At 56.0% G+C, this 20,196-nt stretch carries 17 protein-coding genes and 1 riboswitch; of the genes, 8 read left to right on the top strand and 9 right to left on the bottom strand.

Going from position 1 to position 20,196, the window contains the following annotated elements; all coding sequences use genetic code 11:
* Window positions 1-33: 33 nt before the first annotated feature.
* Both rpoC and shiA read left to right on the top strand, forming a co-directional pair.
* Window positions 34-4,257 (top strand): DNA-directed RNA polymerase subunit beta', encoded by a 4,224-nt coding sequence (gene rpoC / locus JHD74_RS21775; protein WP_024531019.1) that lies wholly within the window; start codon window positions 34-36, stop codon window positions 4,255-4,257.
* Window positions 4,258-4,366: 109 nt separating this feature from the next.
* The gene (shiA, locus tag JHD74_RS21770) at window positions 4,367-5,713 is read left to right on the top strand and encodes a shikimate transporter (protein WP_199063494.1); all 1,347 of its coding nucleotides are present in this window, start codon (window positions 4,367-4,369) and stop codon (window positions 5,711-5,713) included.
* A 179-nt stretch (window positions 5,714-5,892) separates the two neighbouring features.
* Here shiA and thiH read toward each other — a convergent pair whose 3' ends face one another.
* From thiH to JHD74_RS21735, 7 genes are all read right to left on the bottom strand, one after another.
* Window positions 5,893-7,056 (bottom strand): 2-iminoacetate synthase ThiH, encoded by a 1,164-nt coding sequence (gene thiH, locus JHD74_RS21765; protein WP_199063493.1) that lies wholly within the window; start codon window positions 7,054-7,056, stop codon window positions 5,893-5,895.
* The gene (locus JHD74_RS21760; protein ID WP_199063492.1) at window positions 7,056-7,835 is read right to left on the bottom strand and encodes a thiazole synthase; all 780 of its coding nucleotides are present in this window, start codon (window positions 7,833-7,835) and stop codon (window positions 7,056-7,058) included. Before JHD74_RS21760 ends, thiH begins: the two co-directional genes overlap by 1 nt.
* 1 nt (window position 7,836) lies before the next feature.
* The gene (gene thiS / locus JHD74_RS21755; RefSeq protein ID WP_024531023.1) at window positions 7,837-8,037 is read right to left on the bottom strand and encodes a sulfur carrier protein ThiS; all 201 of its coding nucleotides are present in this window, start codon (window positions 8,035-8,037) and stop codon (window positions 7,837-7,839) included.
* Window positions 8,034-8,783, bottom strand: a complete 750-nt coding sequence (locus tag JHD74_RS21750) for a HesA/MoeB/ThiF family protein (RefSeq protein WP_199063491.1) — start codon at window positions 8,781-8,783, stop codon at window positions 8,034-8,036. The genes thiS and JHD74_RS21750 overlap by 4 nt, the downstream gene beginning before the upstream one ends.
* Window positions 8,773-9,426 (bottom strand): thiamine phosphate synthase, encoded by a 654-nt coding sequence (gene thiE, locus JHD74_RS21745; RefSeq protein WP_199063490.1) that lies wholly within the window; start codon window positions 9,424-9,426, stop codon window positions 8,773-8,775. The genes JHD74_RS21750 and thiE overlap by 11 nt, the downstream gene beginning before the upstream one ends.
* Complete coding sequence (gene thiC, locus JHD74_RS21740) at window positions 9,419-11,362, bottom strand: phosphomethylpyrimidine synthase ThiC (protein ID WP_233169627.1); 1,944 nt, start codon at window positions 11,360-11,362, stop codon at window positions 9,419-9,421. The genes thiE and thiC overlap by 8 nt, the downstream gene beginning before the upstream one ends.
* Window positions 11,363-11,479: 117 nt before the next feature.
* A riboswitch (TPP riboswitch) is annotated at window positions 11,480-11,602 on the bottom strand.
* A 103-nt stretch (window positions 11,603-11,705) separates the two neighbouring features.
* Complete coding sequence (locus JHD74_RS21735) at window positions 11,706-12,221, bottom strand: Rsd/AlgQ family anti-sigma factor (protein ID WP_065685442.1); 516 nt, start codon at window positions 12,219-12,221, stop codon at window positions 11,706-11,708.
* Window positions 12,222-12,322: 101 nt separating this feature from the next.
* Between JHD74_RS21735 and nudC the strand changes: the two genes are divergently transcribed.
* From nudC to JHD74_RS21705, 6 genes are all read left to right on the top strand, one after another.
* Window positions 12,323-13,090 carry an NAD(+) diphosphatase gene (nudC, locus tag JHD74_RS21730; RefSeq protein WP_199063489.1) on the top strand — a complete coding sequence of 256 codons (768 nt, stop codon included), beginning with the start codon at window positions 12,323-12,325 and terminating at the stop codon, window positions 13,088-13,090.
* Window positions 13,091-13,127: 37 nt separating this feature from the next.
* Entirely contained in the window at window positions 13,128-14,192 is a 1,065-nt protein-coding gene (hemE, locus tag JHD74_RS21725; protein WP_021808058.1) for a uroporphyrinogen decarboxylase, read from the top strand.
* 16 nt (window positions 14,193-14,208) lie between these two features.
* The gene (gene nfi, locus JHD74_RS21720; RefSeq protein ID WP_024531030.1) at window positions 14,209-14,892 is read left to right on the top strand and encodes a deoxyribonuclease V; all 684 of its coding nucleotides are present in this window, start codon (window positions 14,209-14,211) and stop codon (window positions 14,890-14,892) included.
* 51 nt (window positions 14,893-14,943) lie between these two features.
* Window positions 14,944-15,534, top strand: a complete 591-nt coding sequence (locus JHD74_RS21715; protein ID WP_021808056.1) for a YjaG family protein — start codon at window positions 14,944-14,946, stop codon at window positions 15,532-15,534.
* A 189-nt stretch (window positions 15,535-15,723) separates the two neighbouring features.
* Entirely contained in the window at window positions 15,724-15,999 is a 276-nt protein-coding gene (gene hupA / locus JHD74_RS21710) for a nucleoid-associated protein HU-alpha (protein ID WP_021182173.1), read from the top strand.
* 67 nt (window positions 16,000-16,066) lie between these two features.
* Window positions 16,067-16,705 (top strand): DUF1481 domain-containing protein, encoded by a 639-nt coding sequence (locus tag JHD74_RS21705; protein WP_029711974.1) that lies wholly within the window; start codon window positions 16,067-16,069, stop codon window positions 16,703-16,705.
* A gap of 51 nt (window positions 16,706-16,756) precedes the next feature.
* Here the strand turns inward: JHD74_RS21705 and purD are convergent, their stop codons facing one another.
* Complete coding sequence (purD, locus tag JHD74_RS21700; RefSeq protein ID WP_024531032.1) at window positions 16,757-18,040, bottom strand: phosphoribosylamine--glycine ligase; 1,284 nt, start codon at window positions 18,038-18,040, stop codon at window positions 16,757-16,759.
* Between the two features lie 49 nt (window positions 18,041-18,089).
* Complete coding sequence (purH, locus tag JHD74_RS21695) at window positions 18,090-19,679, bottom strand: bifunctional phosphoribosylaminoimidazolecarboxamide formyltransferase/IMP cyclohydrolase (RefSeq protein ID WP_199063488.1); 1,590 nt, start codon at window positions 19,677-19,679, stop codon at window positions 18,090-18,092.
* Window positions 19,680-20,196: the final 517 nt, after the last annotated feature.

Here is a 20,196-nt window from a genome sequence, read left to right as displayed (position 1 = left end):
CCCAACAGGTTTAACTCCGACAGGAGCCAATCCGTGAAAGACTTATTAAAGTTTCTGAAAGCGCAAACTAAGACCGAAGAGTTTGATGCGATCAAGATTGCTCTGGCATCGCCAGACATGATCCGTTCATGGTCGTTCGGTGAAGTTAAAAAGCCGGAAACCATTAACTACCGTACGTTCAAACCTGAGCGTGACGGCCTTTTCTGCGCCCGTATCTTTGGGCCGGTAAAAGATTACGAGTGCCTGTGCGGTAAGTACAAGCGCTTGAAACACCGCGGCGTGATCTGTGAGAAGTGCGGCGTTGAAGTGACCCAGACCAAAGTACGCCGTGAGCGTATGGGCCACATCGAACTGGCTTCTCCGACTGCGCACATCTGGTTCCTGAAATCGCTGCCTTCGCGCATCGGTTTGCTGCTGGATATGCCGCTGCGTGACATCGAACGTGTACTGTACTTCGAATCCTACGTGGTAGTCGAAGGCGGTATGACCAACCTCGAGCGTCGTCAGATCCTGACTGAAGAGCAGTATCTGGATGCGCTGGAAGAGTTTGGTGACGAATTCGACGCCAAGATGGGTGCGGAAGCTATTCAGGCCCTGTTGAAAAACATGGATCTGGAAGCCGAGTGTGAGCAGCTGCGTGAAGAGCTGAACGAAACCAACTCCGAAACCAAGCGTAAGAAGCTGACCAAGCGTATCAAGCTGCTGGAAGCGTTCGTGCAATCTGGTAACAAGCCAGAGTGGATGATCCTGACCGTGCTGCCGGTACTGCCGCCAGATCTGCGTCCATTGGTTCCACTGGATGGTGGCCGTTTCGCGACTTCAGATCTTAACGATCTGTACCGCCGCGTGATCAACCGTAACAACCGTCTGAAACGCCTGCTGGATCTGGCTGCGCCGGACATCATCGTGCGCAACGAAAAGCGTATGCTGCAAGAAGCGGTAGATGCCCTGCTGGATAACGGCCGTCGCGGCCGTGCGATCACCGGTTCCAACAAGCGTCCTCTGAAATCTTTGGCCGATATGATCAAAGGTAAGCAGGGTCGTTTCCGTCAGAACCTGTTGGGTAAACGTGTTGACTACTCTGGTCGTTCTGTAATCACCGTAGGTCCATACCTGCGTCTGCATCAGTGCGGTCTGCCGAAGAAAATGGCACTGGAGCTGTTCAAACCGTTCATCTACGGCAAGCTGGAACTGCGTGGCCTGGCCACAACGATCAAAGCCGCCAAGAAAATGGTTGAGCGCGAAGAAGCTGTCGTTTGGGATATCCTGGACGAAGTGATCCGCGAACACCCGGTACTGCTGAACCGTGCACCAACCCTGCACCGTTTGGGTATCCAGGCGTTTGAACCGGTTCTGATCGAAGGTAAAGCGATCCAGCTGCACCCGCTGGTTTGTGCGGCATACAACGCCGACTTCGATGGTGACCAGATGGCTGTTCACGTACCGTTGACGCTGGAAGCCCAGCTGGAAGCGCGTGCGTTGATGATGTCTACCAACAACATCCTGTCACCAGCGAACGGCGAGCCAATCATCGTTCCTTCTCAGGACGTTGTATTGGGTCTGTACTATATGACTCGTGACTGTGTTAACGCCAAAGGCGAAGGCATGGTTCTGACGGGTCCTAAAGAAGCTGAACGCGTTTACCGCGCCGGTCTGGCCTCTCTGCATGCACGCGTAAAAGTGCGTATTACAGAAGAGATCAAGAATACCGAAGGTGAATCTATTCACCAGACTTCGATTATCGATACCACCATCGGTCGCGCCATCCTGTGGATGATCGTACCGCAAGGTCTGCCTTACTCGATCGTTAACCAACCTTTGGGCAAGAAAGCGATCTCCAAGATGCTGAACACCTGTTACCGCATCCTGGGCCTGAAGCCGACCGTAATCTTCGCTGACCAGATCATGTACACCGGTTTTGCTTACGCTGCCCGTTCAGGCGCGTCTGTAGGTATCGATGACATGGTTATCCCAGCCAAGAAAGCAGAGATCATCGAAGAAGCGGAAACCGAAGTTGCCGAGATCCAGGAGCAGTTCCAATCTGGTCTGGTTACCGCGGGCGAACGCTACAACAAAGTGATCGATATCTGGGCTGCGGCGAACGAACGTGTTGCTAAAGCGATGATGGAAAACCTGTCGGTTGAAGACGTGGTTAACCGTGACGGCGTGGTGGAACAACAAGTTTCCTTCAACAGCATCTTTATGATGGCCGACTCCGGTGCTCGTGGTTCTGCCGCTCAGATCCGTCAGTTGGCGGGGATGCGTGGCCTGATGGCCAAGCCAGATGGCTCCATCATCGAAACGCCAATCACTGCGAACTTCCGTGAAGGTCTGAACGTACTCCAGTACTTCATCTCCACGCACGGTGCTCGTAAAGGCTTGGCGGATACCGCACTGAAAACGGCAAACTCCGGTTATCTGACCCGTCGTCTGGTTGACGTGGCGCAGGACCTGGTAGTGACCGAAGACGACTGTGGTACTCACAACGGCATCATGATGACTCCGGTTATCGAAGGTGGTGACGTTAAAGAGCCACTGCGTGAACGCGTTCTGGGTCGTGTGACCGCTGAAGATGTCATCAAGCCGGGTACGGCTGACATCCTGGTGCCACGCAACACCCTGCTGAACGAGAAGACCTGTGACCTGTTGGAAGAGAACTCTGTCGACAGCGTGAAAGTCCGTTCCGTAGTTAGCTGTGAAACCGACTTTGGTGTGTGCGCCAACTGCTATGGTCGCGACCTGGCACGTGGTCACATCATCAACAAAGGTGAAGCCATCGGCGTTATCGCGGCCCAGTCCATCGGTGAGCCGGGTACACAGCTGACGATGCGTACGTTCCACATCGGTGGTGCGGCATCTCGTGCGGCAGCAGAATCCAGCATCCAGGTGAAGAACAAAGGTAACCTGAAGCTGAGCAACGTGAAGTTCGTTATGAACGCCTCAGGCAAGCTGGTAATTACCTCGCGTAATACCGAACTGAAGCTGATCGACGAATTCGGCCGTACCAAAGAAAGCTACAAAGTGCCTTACGGTGCCGTAATGGGCAAAGGTGATGGTGCAGAAGTTAACGGCGGCGAAACCGTTGCTAACTGGGATCCACACACCATGCCGGTTGTGACCGAGGTGAGCGGTTTCATTCGCTTCGCCGATATGGTTGACGGCCAGACCATTACCCGCCAGACCGACGAACTGACCGGTTTGTCCTCTCTGGTGGTACTGGACAGCGCAGAACGTACCGGTAGCGGTAAAGACCTGCGTCCGGCACTGAAAATCGTTGATGCCAAAGGCGACGACGTATTGATCCCAGGTACTGATATGCCTGCTCAATACTTCCTGCCGGGTAAAGCGATTGTGCAGCTGGAAGACGGCATTCAGATCGGTGCGGGTGATACCCTGGCGCGTATTCCTCAGGAATCCGGCGGTACCAAGGATATTACCGGTGGTCTGCCACGCGTTGCGGATCTGTTCGAAGCACGTCGTCCGAAAGAGCCGGCAATCCTGGCTGAAATCAGCGGGATTATCTCGTTCGGTAAAGAGACCAAAGGCAAACGTCGCCTGGTAATCTCTCCACTGGACGGCAGCGACGCTTACGAAGAGATGATCCCTAAATGGCGTCAGCTCAACGTGTTCGAAGGTGAAATTGTGGAACGTGGTGACGTTGTTTCTGACGGCCCAGAATCTCCACATGACATTCTGCGTCTGCGTGGTGTGCATGCGGTTACTCGCTACATCACCAACGAAGTGCAGGAAGTTTACCGTCTGCAAGGCGTTAAGATTAACGATAAACACATCGAAGTTATCGTTCGTCAGATGCTGCGTAAAGGGACCATCGTTAGCGCTGGTAGCACCGAGTTCCTGGAAGGCGAACAGGCTGAAGTATCACGCGTTAAGATTGCTAACCGTAAACTTGCTGCTGAAGGCAAGATCGAAGCAACCTTCTCACGCGATCTGCTGGGTATCACCAAGGCTTCCTTGGCGACCGAGTCCTTCATCTCTGCTGCATCGTTCCAGGAAACGACGCGCGTTCTCACCGAAGCGGCTGTTGCCGGTAAGCGTGATGAACTGCGCGGCCTGAAAGAGAACGTGATCGTGGGCCGTCTGATCCCAGCCGGTACCGGTTACGCTTATCACCAGGATCGTATGCGCCGTAAGGCTCTGGGTGAAACTCCGGTTGTTCCGCTGGTTAGCGCGGAAGAAGCGACAGCCAACCTGGCCGAATTGCTCAACGCTGGCAACCTGGGTGGCAGTGACGAATAAGTCACCTGATCCCTGACTGTACGTTTTGCAGTGAATGACTAAAGCCCTGGCTATCCTAGCCGGGGCTTTTTGTTGTACAGTGCTGTAAAGTTAAAATAACGGAACAGGCATGGACACCTCAACTTCAGTCAGTGGCAGCAGCGCTGCCAACAGCGAAATAACCTCACCAATCCAGTACTCTCAAAGCCGGGCGCGGCGTGCCGCCTGGGGAAGCTTTGTTGGCGCCGTAGTCGATTGGTACGACTTCCTGCTGTACGGAATAGTTGCCGCTTTAGTTTTTAACACCGAATTCTTCCCGCAGGTCAGCCCAACGATGGGCACGCTGGCCGCCTTTGGCACCTTTGGCGTCGGTTTTCTGTTCCGCCCGCTAGGTGGCATGGTGTTCGGGCACTTTGGCGATAAACTTGGCCGTAAGCGCATGCTGATGATCACCGTCTGGATGATGGGGATCTCTACGGCGTTGATCGGCTTGCTGCCCTCGTTCGATTCAGTTGGCTGGTGGGCCCCGGTCATGCTGGTGCTGCTACGAGCGGTGCAAGGATTTGCCGTGGGGGGCGAATGGGGCGGCGCTGCCTTGCTGGCGGTAGAAAGCGCGCCGAAGAAGAGAAAAGCCTTTTACAGCAGCGGCGTACAAATTGGCTTTGGCGTCGGGCTGCTGTTGGCTACAGGCTCGGTTTCCCTGGTCAGCCACTTCACCAGCAATGCGGACTTTATCAACTGGGGCTGGCGTTTGCCGTTCCTGTTCAGCCTGGTGCTAGTTGCCATTGCCTGGTGGATCCGTAACGGCATGGACGAGTCGCAGGAGTTTGAAGCCAATAAAACGCTGCACGAACGGGCCGAGAAAATCCGCAAGTTCCCAATATTTGAGGCACTGCGCCAGAATCCCAAAGCCTTTTTGTTGATCATTGCCCTACGCTTTGGCGAACTGCTGACGATGTATATCGTCACGGCCTTTGCCATGAACTACTCAACCACCCATCTTGGTCTGTCACGGGATCTGTTCCTGAACATCGGCTTGTTGGTGGGCGCAGTGAGCTGTATCTCGATCCCATGCTTCGCTTATTTGGCTGATAGCTTTGGCAGACGGCGGATCTACGTGACGGGGGCATTGATTGGTGTTGCCAGCACGGTACCGTTTTTCATGGCGCTCGAGAGCCGTAACACGGTGATGATTATCTTCTTTGCCATCATGCTGGGAAATATGGCGCACGACATGCTGGTCAGCGTGCAGCAGCCGATGTTTACCGAGCTGTTCGGCACTGCATACCGTTATAGCGGAGCCGGAGTGGGCTATCAGGTCGCTAGCGTGGTCGGCGGTGGATTCACGCCGTTTATTGCCGTGTTGCTGGTGGAGTTGATGGACGGCTCTTGGCATCTGGTTGCCGCCTATCTGGCGCTGGGGTGCCTGCTTTCCGCCATTGTGGGGATGCGTATGAAACCCCAGACGGCCGAATAACACAGAGGAACCGGAAGCGTGCGGCCAGTCCCCGCACGCTCCGGCGTTTGGTAAGCAAGGCTATCAAGAGGGGGGAGATAGCCTTGGTTGGCTTAGGAACGCTTGCCAACACCGCCACTATAACGAGGCCATTTTTCCCTGCCAGTTCGCCTTGGCGGCTTTGCGCAGTGTTTCCAGAGCTATTGGCTCGATGGTGTAACCGTTACAGGCAGTTGCGTAGCGCGTCCCAGATAATCATCCCAATCTTTCCACACCGGCTGTAGCCCAGCGGCACCGATCGCCTGTGCCACCTGCTGCGGCGTTCGGCTGTCGTGCGGTTCGAACTGTTCCAGCTCTGGCGGCACATCGTCGGCATAGCCACCCGGCTGGGTTTTGGAACCGGCACTGACGCTGTTGATTGCTACCGGGATCATATTGTCGCGGAAGAAGGCCGACTCCCGCGTAGATAATGAAAGCTCAACGTCAGGAGCGAATAACCGGAAAGCACAGATCAACTGTACCAGTTGCGGTTCACTCATGATCGAGGCCGGCTCAATACCACCGGCGCAGGGCCGCAGGCGAGGGAACGAGATGGAGTAACGGCTCTGCCAGTAAGTCTGTTGCAGGTAAAACAGATGCTCTGCCAACAGATAGCAGTCCGTGCGCCAACTGCTGGAAAGCCCAATCAGCGCCCCTAGCCCGATCTTGTCGATCCCGGCGCGCCCCAGACGATCCGGCGTACTCAGCCGCCAATGAAAATCCTGTTTCTGGCCACGTAGGTGATGCTGCTGATAGGTCGCGGGGTGATAGGTTTCCTGATAGACCAACACGCCGTCCAGCCCAAGGGCTTTCAGCTCGGCGTAGTCTTGCTGCGCCAGAGGCTGCACCTCCATCATCAGCGAACTGAAATGACGGCGAATGGCGGGTAGATGCTGGCGGAAGTAATCCATGCCGACTTTGCGCTGATGTTCACCGGTCACCAGCAGCAGGTGCTCAAATCCTAATGCCTTGATGGCTGCGCACTCCCGTTCGATCTCTGCCGCATCCAGCGTTTTGCGCTTGAGGTGGTTACTCATCGAAAAACCGCAGTAGGTACAATCGTTGGCACACAGGTTAGAAAGATATAACGGCACATAAAAGCTCACCACGTTACCGAAACGCTGGCGGGTGAGCTGCTGTGCTCGTTGCGCCAGGGGCTCCAGATAGGGAGCGGCGGCAGGGGAGATCAGTGCCATAAAATCCTCCCGTGTCAGCTTGGGGCTATTGAGTGCCTGCTCAACGTCACGCGCCGTTTTGCTGTTAATGCGCAGCGTCAGGTCATCCCAATCCCACTCTAGCAGGCGCTCGCTAAAATCACTGGCCATCAGCGTGTCTCCTCTGAATGATTGAGAAACGCCGTCAGAGGACTGGATGCGGCGGCGATCGACTGGCGGCTGCCTAGCCCGGAGTTGCGTGCTAGCTCTCCGGCCTCTAGCGCCAGGCGGAAAGCCTGGGCCATTTGCACCGGATCTCGCGCCACGGCGATGGCGGTATTGACCAGTACCGCATCGGCTCCCAGTTCCATCGCCTCTAACGCGTGGCTTGGGGCACCGATCCCGGCATCAATCACTACCGGCACTTTGGCTTGTTCAATGATGATCTCAAGGAAGTCACGGGTCAGTAAGCCACGGTTAGAACCGATTGGCGCGCCGAGTGGCATCACGGCGGCACAACCCGCTTCCTCCAGCCGCTTACACAGCACCGGATCGGCACCGCAGTAAGGCAGTACCACAAAGCCCTGTTTGACCAGGGTTTCCGCCGCCTTGAGCGTTTCGATCGGATCTGGCAGCAGGTATTTCACCTCTGGGTGTATTTCCAGTTTGACCCAGTGAGTCCCTAGCGCTTCGCGCGCCAACCGGGCGGCAAACACCGCCTCATCTGCCGTTTTTGCCCCGGAGGTGTTGGGCAGTAATTTCACGCCCAATCGTTGCAGCGGTGCCAGAATGGCGTCATTCCCGCCGCGCAGGTCGACGCGTTTCATCGCCATAGTGACCAGTTGTGAGCCGGAAGCTTGTAGCGCAGCCAGCATTAACTCGGGCGTGGCGAATTTCCCCGTGCCGGTAAACAGGCGTGAGGTAAAGGTGGTATCGGCGATTTGCAGCATGTCAGCCTCCGGCAATCGCTTGAAACAGCAAGATATCATCACCGTCCTGCACCTGACGGGTGGCCCAGTCGTTGCGTGGAATGATGACCTGATTGATCGCCAAGGCGCAGCCTGGCTGGTGGCGTTCCAGCCGTTCGAGCAACGCGCCGATGCTTAACGGCTGCTCCAGCTCCAGCGGTTGATCGTTGAGCGTAATCTTCATGCTGGCTCTCCGCAGTGGAGGCAGGTGCTGGCCTTACTCAGTTGCAGGGTGCTCCAGCTTTGCTGCTTGCCGTCGAACAGGCGCAGCTTGCCGCTAAGGGAGGAGGGTATTCCAGCCAGCATTTTTATCGCTTCCAGCGCCTGCAGCGTGCCGATCACGCCGACGACCGGGCCTAGTACGCCCGCCGTGCGGCAGTTGCGCTGCGGTTCGGTTTGCTCCGGGTAGAGGCAGGCATAACAGCCATGGGCATAGGGCGGTTCGATAACCAGCAACTGGCCGCTGAACCCCACCGCGCTGCCGCTGATCAACGGCACGCTGGCTTGGATGCAGGCGGCATTCACCGCATGACGGGTGGCCATGTTGTCGCTGCAATCGAGCACCAGATCGGCACGGGCGACCGCATCGCTCAGCGTTGCCCCTTGCAGGCGTTGCTCCAGCGTGATCGACTCCACCAGAGGGTTCAGCGCTTGCAGATGCTGCTTTGCCAACTGAGCCTTGTTGGTGCCGATATCACCGGTGCGGTACAGAATTTGCCGTTGCAGATTGGTGAGGTGTAGCTGGTCATCATCGGCCAACAGCAAGGTACCAACGCCAGCGGCAGCCAGATACAGCGCTGCCGGAGAGCCTAATCCTCCTAATCCGACGATCAGCACCGTGGCTTGTGTCAGCTTTTCCTGCCCCTCGGAGCCGACGTCTTCCAGCAGCAGTTGCCGGCTGTAGCGCAAGAACTCTTGGTCATTGAGCATCGCATGACTCCTTGCCTTCAATCAGTTGCAGCAGCGTTGCCGTAGCGGCGCGCCAGTCTGATGCCTGGGTGATGGCGCTGACCACGGCCACGCTGCCAACGCCGCAGGCCAGCACGGCGGGGACGCGCTCGATGCTGATCCCGCCAATGGCTACTGTTGGATACTGCTGTAATCCGGCGACGTGGCGTTGCAACTCGGCCAAGCCTTGCGGCTCAGAGGGCATCTCCTTGGTTTGCGTTGGGAAGATATGCCCCAGTGCGATATAGGAAGGTTTGACGGCGATCGCCCGGGCCAGCTCGGCATCGTCATGGGTGGAAACGCCCAAGCGCAGTCCTGCCCGATGGATGGCCGCCAGATCGGTGGTGTCTAAATCCTCCTGGCCCAGGTGTACGCCATAGGCCCCATGTTTGATCGCCAGCCGCCAATAATCATTGATAAACAGCCGGGCCTGATAGCGTTTGCCAAGGGCAATAGCGGCGGCAATATCGGCCTCCACTTGCTCGTCTGGCAGATCTTTGATGCGTAGTTGGATAGTGGTAACGCCTGCCTCCAACAGGCGGGCGATCCATTCAACGCTGTCGACGACCGGGTATAAACCCAGCTTGTGCGGTGTTGTAGGGAAGGGAGAGGTGAGGTTAGTCATTATTTATCTCCTCCTGCAAATTGGCCGCACTGTGGTACAACTCGCTGCCGCGTGAGCGGAATTCAGCCGACATTTTCTCCATCCCGGTCAGTTGCACTTCGATCGGTTTGGCGGCCTCTTGTGCGGCGGCATAGTCACGCACTTCCTGGGAAATCTTCATCGAGCAGAACTTCGGCCCACACATGGAGCAGAAGTGGGCGATCTTGCCGGATTCTTGCGGCAGCGTTTCGTCGTGATAGGCGCGGGCGGTTTGTGGATCCAGCGCCAGGTTGAACTGATCTTCCCAACGGAATTCAAAGCGCGCCTTGGACATGGCGTTATCGCGGATCTGTGCGCCCGGATGGCCTTTCGCCAAGTCAGCGGCGTGAGCGGCGATCTTGTAGGTGATCAGCCCCTGCTTCACGTCTTCTTTGTTAGGTAGCCCCAGATGCTCTTTCGGCGTCACGTAGCAAAGCATCGCGCAGCCGAACCAGCCGATCATCGCCGCGCCGATCCCTGAGGTGAAATGGTCGTAACCCGGAGCGATATCGGTGGTCAATGGCCCCAGCGTGTAGAACGGCGCTTCATGGCAATGTTCCAGCTCCTCGGTCATGTTGCGGCGGATCATCTGCATCGGCACGTGGCCAGGGCCTTCGATCATCACCTGCACGTCATATTCCCAGGCAACCTTGGTCAGTTCACCCAGCGTATGCAGCTCAGCGAATTGCGCTTCGTCATTGGCATCCTGGATCGAGCCCGGGCGCAGGCCGTCGCCGAGTGACAGCGAGACATCGTAAGCGGCGCAAATTTCGCAGATCTCGCGGAAGTGCTGATAGAGGAAGTTCTCCTGATGATGCGACAGGCACCACTTCGCCATGATCGAGCCGCCACGGGAGACAATGCCGGTCAGGCGTTTGGCGGTCATCGGCACATAGCGCAGCAACACCCCGGCGTGAATGGTGAAGTAATCTACGCCTTGCTCAGCCTGTTCCAGCAGGGTATCGCGGAACATTTCCCAGGTCAGGTTCTCCGCCACGCCGTTCACTTTTTCCAGCGCCTGATAGATCGGCACTGTACCAATCGGCACCGGGCTGTTACGCAGGATCCATTCGCGGGTTTCATGGATATAACGGCCCGTGGAGAGATCCATCACGGTGTCAGCGCCCCAGCGGGTTGACCACACCAACTTCTCGACTTCCTCTTCAATCGAAGAGGTGACCGCCGAGTTGCCGATATTGGCGTTTACCTTCACCAGGAAATTACGGCCAATAATCATCGGCTCGGATTCCGGGTGGTTGATGTTGGCGGGGATGATGGCGCGGCCAGCGGCCACTTCCTGACGCACAAATTCCGGCGTGATGTTCTCGGGTAGATTTGCGCCCCAGCTCTGGCCGGGATGCTGGTGGCGCAGCACTTCACCACGAATGCGCTCACGGCCCATATTTTCGCGAATGGCGATAAATTCCATCTCTGGGGTGACAATACCGGCGCGAGCGTAATGCAACTGCGTAACACATTTACCCGGCAGGGCTTTGCGGGGCAGCGGCAGGTGCTCAAAGCGCAGATGGTCTAACCCAACGTCGGCCAATCGCTGTTGTGTGAAGCCGGAACTGACGCCGCTTAACGCTTCGGTATCGGCACGTTCGGCGATCCAGCTCGCTCGTACTTTTGCCAAGCCACGATGTACGTCGAGCACCGCCTGCGGATCGCCATATGGCCCTGCGGTGTCATACACCGGAATAGGTTCGTTCTGTTCATATTGGGGCTGGTCTTTGTTGCCGCCGATCAGCGTCGGGCTGAGCTGGATCTCACGCATCGGTACCTGGATATCGCTGCGCGAGCCAGCGAGATAGATCCGCTGTGAGTTGGGGAAGGTAACGCCTTGCAGAGATTCGATAAAATCTTGCGCCTGGTCACGCTGTTGTTTACGGGCACGAGGTTGGTTCACGGTAGACATAGCAAATTCCTATCAGTGGAGTGATGTGTGGAAAATTGCTTGTCTGGAGCTCGGAGGGAGTAATGATGGTAGCCGGTAAGGCAGGCACAGCCCCTGGTGGGAGCATCTTGCCTATGGCGATAGATTACTCTTGTTCCCTTCGCGGGTATTAACCCGATCAGGTTCCGCGGATCCCGAATTAACGGTCTCAGCCTGGCTAATTTGATGAAAAATCAGCGCTAGGCACTCCGACAAGAGCCCTCAGTATAAGAGGGTCAACAAAAACCACAAGCCCTCCCCGTCATCTTTCAAGCTGTAGCGTTGTTGACCGCCTGGCTACCACTTGAAATCTATTGGGGGATAATTAGGCTGGATGAGACATAGATTCAGTATTCGTGGTGCCCGGTTGGCCCTGCTGCCAGGTTTCTGCCGCCAGCTGGATCAACTGATCTTCCAAGGCGAAACGTGATGCCAAGGCTTCGCCAATATCTGACAGCGCCTGATTGAGTTCTTCACACACGTCCTGATCGATAACGACTTCGGCGTAGCGGTCGTGGAACGCCATCACGGCTTCGGTATTGGCCTGTAATTTTGGGTAGAACTTGGTGGCTAGTGCCATCTTGGGGCTGGCGGAGCCTTCCACTTGTTTGATAATTTTGTCATAAATGTGAAAATGCCCGGCAGAAAGATAATCCACCAGATTCTGGCAAAAGTTCTCCAGCGCTTTTTCATTGAGCGGCGTATGCTTTTCTTTGTTGGGTTTAATGCCGACTAAACTGCAGTAGGTAACCAGCAGTTGCTTGCGTGCCTGCAACCAGTGATCGACTAATTCATTACTGCCACCAACGCGCTGAGTCAGGCTTTCCAATCGGTTTAGCATGATTGACTCCGTGTGTAAGAGAAAGAAAAAGTGGTAAGTTAATAAAATGTAACAAAGAGCATTCCTAGATTGCCAGTGAAGCAGAGGTTGTGCAACAACATATGGAACTTGCATTAACGGGTAACGAAAATGGCTGGTGGATCGTCAGCCATGAAAGCAAAATTTGGTTACCAAACGGTGAATTGCCGTTTGGTTCCGCCGCGCTATTTTCATTGCAAGGCCGGCTGGCTCGGCAAATTGGCGAATGGGAGGGGGCACCGGTCTGGCTGGTGCGCCAACCGATGCCGAAAGAGATGGGATCGGTGCGGCAACTGCTCAGTCTCGATCGTGGCCTGTTCCAACTGGCCGGGCGCGGCGTACAGCTGGCCGACTTTTATCGCTCGCACCGGTTCTGTGGCTACTGCGGTCATGAGATGCACCTTAGCCGTACCGAAAGCGCCTGCCTTTGTGATAACTGTCGCGAACGTTATTACCCGCAGATTGCCCCTTGCGTGATTGTCGCCATCCGCCGCAATGACGAGATCCTGTTGGCACAGCATGTGCGCCACCGTGGCGGCATCCATACCGTGCTGGCGGGGTTTGTGGAGGTGGGGGAAACTCTGGAGCAGGCCGTGGCGCGCGAGGTGATGGAAGAGAGCAATATCGCCATTACCAACCTGCGCTACGTTACCTCGCAACCCTGGCCGTTCCCTCATTCGCTGATGATGGCGTTTATGGCCGAGTATCAGGGCGGAGAACTGCGCCACGATCCGAAAGAGTTGCTCAATGCGGGCTGGTATCGCTATGACCAACTGCCGCTGCTGCCACCGCCTGGTACCGTGGCGCGCCGCCTGATCGAGGACACCGTGGCGCTGTGTCGGGCAGAATAATGTACAATGGCGGCAGATAATCAAGGGAGCCCAAGAAATGAATGAGTTGAAGAACGATCGCTACCTGCGTGCGCTACTGCGCCAGCCGGTGGATCTCACCCCTGTATGGATGATGCGCCAGGCCGGTCGTTATTTGCCAGAGTACAAAGCCACCCGTGCTCAGGCCGGGGATTTCATGTCGCTGTGCAAAAATGCCGAACTGGCCTGCGAGGTGACATTACAGCCCCTGCGTCGTTATGCGCTAGACGCCGCCATCCTGTTCTCCGACATTCTCACCATTCCCGATGCCATGGGGCTTGGGCTCTATTTCGAAACCGGGGAAGGCCCGCGTTTTTCTTCGCCAATCACCTGCCGTGCCGATGTAGAGAAGCTGCCTGCATTCGATCCGGAAGATGAACTGGGCTATGTCATGAACGCGGTGCGCACCATCCGTCGTGAATTGAAGGGTGAAGTGCCGCTGATCGGTTTCTCCGGCAGCCCATGGACGTTGGCGACCTATATGGTTGAAGGCGGCAGCAGCAAGGCATTCACCAAGCTGAAGAAAATGATGTATGCCGAGCCGCAGACGCTGCATTTGCTGCTGGATAAACTGGCGGACAGCGTGATCCTGTATCTCAATGCCCAGATCAAGGCCGGGGCGCAGTCCGTAATGGTGTTCGACACCTGGGGCGGCGTGCTGACGGGGCGTGATTATCGCGAATTCTCACTGCACTATATGCATAAAATTGTCGATGGCCTGCTGCGTGAAAATGACGGACGCCGGGTGCCGGTGACGCTGTTCACCAAAGGCGGCGGCCAGTGGCTGGAAGCGATGGCGGCCACGGGGTGCGATGCGCTGGGCCTGGATTGGACCACCGATATTGCCGACGCGCGCCGCCGTGTGGGCGATAAAGTCGCGCTACAGGGGAATATGGATCCTTCCATGCTGTATGCCGCACCGGAACGCATCGCCCAGGAAGTGGAAACCATTCTGGCCGGTTTTGGCCAGGGCGAAGGTCATGTCTTCAACCTTGGCCACGGTATTCATCAAGATGTACCACCGGAACACGCCGGGGCCTTCGTTGAAGCGGTGCATGCGCTGTCGGCCAAATACCACCGCTAAACCGCAAGGAGACGCTGTGATCGATACTCAGGCTCTGCGCGCCGAACAGCTAAGGCGCGCCGGGGAAGTCATTCGTCACGATGATTTTCTGCAAGACCCACCGGCGTTTATCGCCGGTGCGGACGTCGGTTTTGAACAAGAGGGTGCGGTAACACGCGCCGCCATTGCTATCCTGCGCTATCCTTCACTCGAGCTGGTGGAGTATCAAATCGCTCGTATCAGCACCACCATGCCTTATATCCCCGGATTTCTCTCGTTTCGCGAGTACCCTGCGCTGATCGCCGCCTGGGAGCAACTGCAACAGAAACCCGACCTGATCTTTGTCGATGGCCACGGTATTTCCCATCCAAGACGCCTGGGGGTTGCCAGCCACTTTGGCCTGTTGGTCAACGTGCCGACCATTGGCGTGGCCAAGAAGCGTTTATGTGGTAAATTTTCCCCGCTGGACGCTACCGTTGGCTCGCTGGCCGCGCTGGAGGACAAGGGCGAACAGTTGGGATGGGTATGGCGCAGCAAAGAGCGCTGTAATCCGTTATTTATCGCCACGGGCCATCGCGTGAGCACCAACAGCGCCTTGGCCTGGGTACAACGCTGCATGGCAGGTTACCGTTTGCCGGAGCCCACGCGGTGGGCCGATGCCATTGCCTCACGCCGCCCGGCCTTTGTACGCTGGTTACAGCAGCATCCAGAGGTGTCGTAATGAGCGATTTCGGGTACACTGCGCGGCAGATAATGAGTAAGAGAGTAGACAATGCTACGTAACCCGATTCATTTACGCTTGGAAAAGCTGGAAAGCTGGCAGCATTTGACCTTTATGGCCTGCCTGTGCGAGCGTATGTACCCGAATTACCAGATGTTCTGCCTGCAGACGGAGTTTGGCGACCCGGCTGTTTATCGCCGTATCCTGGACTTGGTCTGGGAAACGCTGGTGGTGAAAGACGCCAAGGTCAACTTTGACAGCCAACTGGAAAAGTTGGAAGAGGCGATCCCGTCGGCAGAAGATTACGATCTTTACGGCGTTTACCCAGCGATTGATGCCTGCATTGCATTAGGGGAATTGATCCATTCGCGCCTCAGCGGAGAGACGTTGGAGCACGCCATTGCCATCAGCGAAACCTCAATTCGCACCGTGGCGATGTTGGAAATGACCCAGGCTGGCAAAGAAATGACCGACGAAGAGTTGAAAATTCTGCCTGCCGTTGAGGAAGAATGGGACATTCAATGGGAGATTTTCCGCCTGTTGGCCGCCTGCGAAGAGCGTGATCTGGATCTGATCAAAGGGTTACGATCTGACCTGCGAGAGGCCGCGGTGAGTAACATTGGGATAAATTTAACGCAATAAGGCAAGAAAACGTGATTTAACGTCTGATTTGTCGTGCCTTAAGGCTTCACATCCGCACCCTGTCTGGTCTACATTTGGGGGGCGAAAAAAAAGTGGCTATCGGTGCGTGTATGCAGGAGAGTGCTGTCCATCGGCATATCCGTCGCACTCGATGCTTTGCAAACGATAAACACACTGTAAGGATAACTTATGAACAAGACTCAACTGATTGATGTAATCGCAGAGAAGGCTGACCTTTCCAAGGCTCAAGCTAAGCTGGCTCTGGAATCTACCCTGGCTGCCATTACTGAGTCCCTGAAAGAAGGTGATGCAGTACAATTGGTTGGTTTCGGTACTTTCAAGGTAAACCATCGTAGCGAGCGCACTGGCCGCAACCCACAGACTGGTAAAGAAATCAAAATCGCAGCAGCTAACGTGCCTGCGTTCGTTTCTGGTAAAGCACTGAAAGACGCGGTCAAGTCTTAATCGCGTGTTAGTGAAAGGTTTAAACAGGGGGGCGTCGGCGCCCCTTTTGTTTATTCAACGGGCACTCATGGCGGTTACGGTTGTTGCTGCCTTGAGTGCTTGTAGTTTCCATTCTGCCCCGCCAACCTTTACCGCCAGCGGCTTTGTGGCCGACCAGGGGGTAATGCGTGTGTGGCGGATGGATGACGGCCAGCAGCAGCCTGTGGCGCTGTTGAGCGTCTACAGCCCTTATCGCGGGCCGGGTACCGTCACAACGCTGTATGAATATCAACATGGCGTGTTGTACCAAATCAAACGCACCGATGCCGATGGCGATCGCGACTCCATTCAACTGCGTTTTACCGCCAATGGTACTGTCAGCTTTATGCAGCGCCAACTGGCCACTCAGCGCCAGAAACTCTCCAACGATGAAGTCGTGCTCTATCAATATCAGGCACGGCGGATACTGGAATTGAGCGATGCGCTTAATGCAGGTCGAGTTCGACTGTTACAGGGGCACTGGCAGCAAGGCGCGGTGAAGCTGTGTAACGGCGAAGTCGTGAAGCCAGGTTTGGACCAACAGGCTGAAGAGTGGATCATGCGGCGTGCGGCCAACAGCAGTCAGCCAGTGAACGTAGCCTGGTTGGATGGGCCGGAAGGTCGTGAGCTGTTATTGGTGGCAAATAATGATTTCTGCAGTTGGGAACCCACCAAAGATACCCTTTAGCGCATAAAAAAGGCCCTGCGAACAGAGCCTGGCTGTTATCTCAACTAGCTGTTACTGCTCGCGTGCGATAGCACGGTAACCAATATCCTTGCGGCAGAAACTGTCTTGCCACTGAATACCTTCCGCTAGCTGATAGGCTAACTGCTGAGCCTGAGCCACCGTTGCGCCCAAAGCCGTAACGCATAGCACACGCCCGCCATTGGTCACGACGTCATTCCCTTGCATACGCGTTCCGGCATGGAACACTTTGCCATTGGCATCTTCTTGCTGAGGCAAACCGTGGATCACATCCCCTTGGCGATAGTCCGCAGGATAGCCGCCAGCCGCCAACACCACGCCGAGAGCAGGGCGTTCATCCCACTCGGAAGTCTTCTCATCCAGCTTGCCTTCGGCCCCTGCCAGGCAGAGTTCAACCAGGTCGGAGCGCAGACGCAGCATGATCGGCTGAGTTTCTGGGTCGCCAAAGCGGCAGTTGAATTCGATCACCTTGGGTTGACCATCCTCAGCAATCATCAGGCCAGCGTACAGGAAGCCGACATAGGTGTTGCCTTCCGCCGCCATGCCGCGCACGGTTGGCCAGATCACCTGCTCCATTACGCGCTGGTGGATTTCATCCGTCACCACTGGCGCTGGCGAGTAGGCGCCCATGCCGCCGGTATTCGGGCCAGTATCGCCGTCACCGACACGTTTATGATCCTGGCTGGTGGCCATTGGCACCACATTCTCGCCATCGACCATGACGATAAAGCTGGCTTCTTCGCCTGTCAGGAACTCCTCGATCACGATGCGATGCCCAGCGTCGCCAAACGCATTGCCTGCCAGCATATCCTGAATGGCATCTTCGGCTTCCTGCAACGTCATCGCGACGATCACGCCTTTGCCTGCCGCCAGGCCGTCTGCTTTGATAACAATCGGCGCGCCTTGGCGGCGTACGTAGTCCAAGGCGGGCTCCACTTCGGTAAAGTTCTGGTATGCAGCGCTTGGGATAGCGTGGCGAGCCAGGAAATCCTTGGTAAAGGCTTTGGAGCCCTCAAGCTGTGCTGCAGCCTGTGACGGGCCAAAGATTTTCAACCCGGCAGCCTGGAAGGCATCTACCACACCGATCACCAGCGGCGCTTCCGGGCCTACGATGGTCAGACCGATGGCGTTGTCCTTGGCAAAGGCAACCAGCGCCGGGATATCAGTTGGGGCGATATCGACGTTGGTCAGATTGCTTTCCAATGCGGTGCCCGCATTACCCGGTGCAACGTAAACCTTATCTGCCAATGGCGATTGGGCCGCTTTCCAGGCCAGCGCATGTTCACGCCCGCCGTTGCCAATAATTAAAATATTCATCAGGTGCTCCATAAACGGCGTGCGCATTGAGCGCACGCAGCAAAAGGGATTAATGGCGGAAGTGGCGCATGTCGGTAAAGATCATCGCGATGCCGTGCTCGTTGGCCGCCGCAATCACTTCATCATCACGAATCGAACCGCCCGGCTGGATCACGCAGGTAATACCAACCGCTGCAGCCGCATCAATGCCGTCACGGAACGGGAAGAAGGCGTCGGATGCCATGGCGGAACCGTTGACTTCCAGCCCTTCGTCAGCGGCTTTGATCCCGGCGATCTTGGCGGAGTAAACGCGGCTCATCTGCCCGGCACCTATGCCAATGGTCATGTTGTCGCGCGCATAAACGATGGCGTTGGATTTGACGAACTTGGCTACTTTCCAGCAAAACAGCGCATCACGCAGCTCCTGAGCGGTTGGCTGGCGTTCGGATACCACGCGCAAATCGGCTTCGGTCACCATACCCAGATCGCGATCCTGCACTAACAGACCACCGTTGACGCGCTTAAAGTCCAGCCCGGCGACGCGCTGTTGCCATTGGCCACAGGCCAGTACGCGTACGTTCTGTTTCGCTGCCAGCAGAGTGCGGGCTTCTTCACTGATGCTTGGCGCGATGATGACTTCAACAAACTGACGGCTGATGATCGCCTGTGCCGTTTTGGCATCCAGTTCACGGTTGAAGGCAATAATGCCGCCAAAGGCTGAGGTTGGGTCGGTTTGGTAGGCGCGCTCATAGGCAGCAAACAGGTTTTCACCAATTGCAACGCCACAAGGGTTGGCATGCTTGACGATCACGCAGGCCGGCTCGGCAAACTCTTTCACACATTCCAGCGCCGCATCGGTATCGGCGATGTTGTTGTAGGAAAGTGCTTTACCCTGTAGCTGGTCGGCGGTGGCCACGGAGGCCTCTTGCACATTCTCTTCTATATAGAAGGCAGCTTGCTGGTGGCTGTTTTCACCGTAACGCATGTCCTGCTTCTTGATGTAGTTCAGGTTCAGCGTACGTGGGAAGCGGCCGGAAGGCTGTTCGGTCTCACCGTGATAGGCTGGCACCAGGGTACCAAAGTAGTTGGCGATCATGCTGTCATAGGCGGCGGTATGCTCAAACGCTTTGATAGCCAGGTCGAAACGGGTTGGGTACAACAGTGAACCGTTGTTGTTATCCATCTCGGTGATCACTGCGGCGTAGTCACTGCTTTTGACCACGATGGCCACGTCTTTATGGTTCTTGGCGGCCGAGCGCACCATGGTTGGGCCACCGATATCGATATTCTCTACGGCATCTTCCAGCGAGCAATCTGGGCGAGCTACGGTTTGCGCGAAGGGATACAGGTTTACCACAACCATATCGATCGTTTGGATCGCATGTTGTTCCATGATGGCATCGTCCTGGCCGCGACGGCCCAGAATGCCACCGTGCACTTTCGGGTGCAGAGTCTTGACTCGTCCGTCCATCATCTCCGGGAAGCCGGTGTAGTCGGAAACTTCGGTAACAGGCAGACCGGCATCGGCCAGCAGGCGGGCAGTGCCACCGGTGGAGAGTAATTCGACGCCTCTCTGGGAGAGGGCTTCGGCGAATTCAACGATTCCGGCTTTGTCGGACACGCTGAGCAGGGCCCGGCGGATTGGACGAGGTTGTTGCATGGTTTTATCCCTTGGCTTTGAGTCGCAATAAAAGAGCGTTACGTGGATCTCCACCTTGTTGCTTCTTATATAGAGGGGATTTCTTCCTATATAGAGAAGGACAGGAACAGATTCAGGTAGCGCCCCGATAAAAACGGGGATTGTTTCGTCGCGGGGAATTGTAGCGAAAACGTTTGCGTGGCGCTCGTAAATTTTCCGACCAAATGCGTTCTGTGGATAAGTTAGTGCATAACCGGGTATAAGGACGGGTTTTGCTGTGGAATGCAGCAAACGGTGATTTTTGTTGAAAATACCTGTTGCGGCCTGCGTGGAACTCCCTATAATGCGCCTCCATCGACACGGAACATGTGAACAACTTCACAGAGTCTCCGGGGGTCGCAGAGAAAAAACCTGAAATTAAGGTTGACTCTGAAAGAGGAAAGCGTAATATACGCCACCTCGAGTTAGCAAGCGAAAGCGCGTAACTCACTGCTCTTTAACAATTTATCAGACAATCTGTGTGGGCACTCACAAGACG

The sequence above is a fragment of the Serratia sp. ASV30 genome (assembly GCF_016428815.1).
Lineage (GTDB): Bacteria > Pseudomonadota > Gammaproteobacteria > Enterobacterales > Enterobacteriaceae > Chania > Chania fonticola_C.
The sequence above is the reverse complement of the archived record's forward strand: the minus strand, read 5'-3'. Positions and strand labels throughout refer to the sequence as shown.